This window comes from Bathymodiolus azoricus thioautotrophic gill symbiont (assembly GCF_001298715.1).
Lineage (GTDB): Bacteria > Pseudomonadota > Gammaproteobacteria > PS1 > Pseudothioglobaceae > Thiodubiliella.
This window is the reverse complement of sequence record NZ_CDSC02000462.1, coordinates 1-1,835: the sequence shown is the minus strand read 5'-3', so window position 1 is coordinate 1,835 and position 1,835 is coordinate 1. Positions and strand designations below refer to the sequence as shown.

Here is a 1,835-nt window from a genome sequence, read left to right as displayed (position 1 = left end):
TTTATTTTATGAATTACGCAATTATTTTTCCTGGTCAAGGCTCTCAATCTCTTGGCATGTTGTCAGATCTAGCTGATAATTTTCCTTCTGTAAAAAATACCTTCGAAGATGCAAGTGATGTTTTAGGTTTTGACCTTTGGCAGTTAACGCAAGAAGACCAAGATGGACTTAATCAAACGCAAAATACACAAGTAGCAATGTTGGCAGCAGGCTATGCAACTTATCAAGTGCTTGAGCATGAAACAGGTCTATCGCCTATTTGTATGGCAGGACATAGTTTGGGTGAATATACAGCTTTAGTTGCCACAGGTGCACTCAATTTTAGTGATGGCATTCAATTAGTGCGTCAGCGTGCTGAATTGATGCAATCAGCTGTGCCACCAGGTGTAGGTGCAATGGCAGCTATTCTAGGTTTGGATGATGAGGCTGCGGTAAAAATCTGTAACGATTATGTTGGCGATGGTGTTGTTGAAGCAGTTAACTTTAATTCAAATGGACAAGTGGTTATTGCAGGCAATAAAGAAGCTGTTGATGTAACTTGTGAAGCGATGAAGATTGCAGGTGCAAAGCGTGCCGTGATATTGCCTGTGAGTGTGCCATCACATTGTTCTTTAATGAATAACGCAGCGACTGTATTTGCTAATGTGGTGCAAGCAGTAAACTTCAAAATGGGCGGCGTTGATGTGCTACATAATGTTGATGCGACAAAAGCAAATGATGTTGCCGATATAAAAGCTAAACTTGTAGCGCAATTATATAAACCCGTCTTATGGACAGGCACAGTGCAAGCAATGTATACTATGGGCGTAGAAAAATTGATTGAATGTGGGCCAGGCAAAGTTTTGGCTGGACTCACCAAAAGAATTGAAAAATCATTAACTGCCAATGCTGTGCTGGACTCAGAGAGTCTTGAGGTAACTTTAAAGGAGATAAAATAATGTCAGATTTAACAGGAAAAATCGTATTAGTAACTGGTGCAAGCCGAGGAATTGGGCAAGCAATTGCCTTATCTCTAGGTGGTGCAGGTGCAAGTGTTATTGGTACAGCAACCAGCGATAAAGGTGCTGATGCAATCAGCAGTATGTTTAAAAATAGTGGCATTACTGGCGTAGGCATGACACTCAATGTGACCAACAATGAGCAAATTACCGAGGTAATGAAAAACATTACTGACACCTATAGTGCAGTGGATATTTTGGTTAATAATGCAGGTATTACCCGTGATAATCTTTTGATGCGCATGAAAGAAGATGAGTGGGATGACATTATGAACACTAATCTTGCTTCGGTTTATAAGATGTCTAAAGCGGTATTACGCGGAATGATGAAGAAGAAAGCGGGGCGCATTATTTCAATTTCCTCAGTGGTTGGTAGCACGGGTAATGCAGGCCAGACTAACTACGCTGCTGCTAAAGCTGGCGTTATGGGTTTTACCAAATCACTGGCGCGTGAAGTTGGGCTTCGTGGCATTACCGTGAATGCAGTTGCACCAGGTTTTATCAAAACAGATATGACAGATGCATTGCCAGAAGAGCAAAAAGAGGCTTTATCTAAGCAAATTCCAATGGGTAGACTTGGCACAGCAGATGAGATTGCTGGAGCGGTGTTGTTCTTGGCAAGTGAAGGTGGTGCATATGTAACAGCTCAAACTATTCATGTTAATGGTGGTATGTACACCGTTTAACCTAGCCGCGCCCTCTGAGAGGAGAAAAAAATACTAGTTATGATAAGGAAAAATAAGCATTACAATCGTTCCCGTATTTCAGAGAAATAATCAAGTGTTTTTCACTGGATTTAACTGCAGGTCAAATTGCCAGTTTTACTAGTTTAAATAG

2 protein-coding genes are annotated in these 1,835 nt (G+C 41.0%); both read left to right on the top strand.

Going from position 1 to position 1,835, the window contains the following annotated elements; genetic code table 11:
• The first annotated feature begins 8 nt into the window (after positions 1-8).
• Positions 9-938 (top strand): ACP S-malonyltransferase, encoded by a 930-nt coding sequence (gene fabD / locus BAZSYMA_RS08875; protein WP_090718196.1) that lies wholly within the window; start codon positions 9-11, stop codon positions 936-938.
• Positions 938-1,684, top strand: a complete 747-nt coding sequence (fabG, locus tag BAZSYMA_RS08870) for a 3-oxoacyl-ACP reductase FabG (protein WP_090718193.1) — start codon at positions 938-940, stop codon at positions 1,682-1,684. The genes fabD and fabG overlap by 1 nt, the downstream gene beginning before the upstream one ends.
• Positions 1,685-1,835 lie beyond the last annotated feature (151 nt).